Annotated in this window: 1 pseudogene; it reads left to right on the forward strand. The window is 73.2% G+C overall.

What is annotated here, in order from left to right:
• Positions 1-682 precede the first annotated feature (682 nt).
• Positions 683-982 (forward strand): annotated as a pseudogene (locus FLV34_RS43585) (FAD-dependent monooxygenase); the annotation flags it as partial.
• Between the last annotated feature and the right edge of the window lie 436 nt (positions 983-1,418).

Consider the following 1,418-nt stretch of genomic DNA (forward strand, 5'->3'; position numbering starts at 1 on the left):
CTCCGTCTGCAGGGCCTCCTCGGCCGCACCGAGCTCCGCCCGAGCCGCGATGTAGGTGTCCTCGGCGAGACGACCGTCCTCCCACGCGCGCCCGAGCTGTGAGCCGAACCCGGCGAGCGCCTCCACCAGGTCGGCCGGCCGATCAGGTTCGAAATACCAAGGGGTCGGTCACAACCCCTTGTCTGACGTAATCCGCACCTCTCTTTGTGCGGCGGACGGAACGGTGGTGTACGTACGGGGAGGAAAGGGAACTGCGGCCGGGGCGTGTGGGGAAGCGGCCGATAACGACGGCGTTCATCCTGCGGGGAGGCGGCAGCCTTGGGGCCGCGCAGGTCGGCATGCTCTGCGCGCTCACCGACCGGAACGGGGCCATATGAATCGTTTCATGTATCGGGTGCGCCGCGAACTGCTCCAGCACGCGCGGATCAAGGACCTCGGCACCCGGTGCGTCTACGGGAGGACACCACTGACCGAGGAGGTGGCCGAGCTGCTGCCGTCCCGGCTGGCGGGGGATCCATGTCCGTACGGGCGGGCCGGCTGGGCCTGGCGCTCGGGCTCATGCGCCTGCGAGAGGATCCGGCACGGGCGGCGGCCCGGCTGTGGCCGGGTCTGGATCCGCGCTGGCGGGGCGACTACGTGATGTGGCCGCTCGCCGTGCCCGCCGCCCTGCTGCCCGGCTCCGATGCCGAGTTGTCGTCCCGCGGCGCCGGACACCTGCACCGCTTCGTGGCCGAGCGCGTCGTGGGCTGGCACCCGGCCTTGGTGCGGCTGGATCGAGGCCGCCGACGTGGACCAGACCTCCTGCGTCCCGATCAGGAGCTCGGTGCCCGTCGCGCCGTGGGAGGCGTCCGCCGTCACGGTGCTCGGAGACGCCGTCCACGCGATGAGCCCGGCCCAGGGCTCGGGGGCGAACTGCGCGCTGCTGGACGCGGCGCTGCCCTGCCGCACGCTCCGCGCGGCCGTGTCCTCGGGCGCGTCCCTGACGGCCGCGATCGGGGAGTACGAGCGGCGGATGACCGAGTACGGCTTCGCCGCGGTGCGCGCGTCCGAGCGGGCGGCGTCGTCGCTCGGCGGAGGCCCGCTCGGACGCGTTCTCCGACGGATCGGTCGTCTGTCACGCTGGCCATGTCCGGGCACGCACCCGGCCGTGTCGCGATCCCCGATGCGGACCGCCCGCTCGTACATCGAGGGTTTTCGGGATGAGAAGGGCGGGCTCGGTCGTGTGCCGAGCCCGCCGGTCGGGTTCCGCCCGGTCCCGGTCGCCGATGGCGCTCACCCGGTGGGTTTGCGCGTACGCCGGGGGGCCGGGCGGGTTCGGTGTCAGGGCGTCAGCGCTGCAGGGTCAGCAGGCCGGGCCGGTAGGGCAGCAGGCCGTAGTCGCCGCCGGAGCTGGGGCTGCGGCCCTGGTAGAGCAGCTG

The organism is Microbispora sp. CSR-4 (assembly GCF_008033685.1).
GTDB lineage: Bacteria > Actinomycetota > Actinomycetes > Streptosporangiales > Streptosporangiaceae > Microbispora.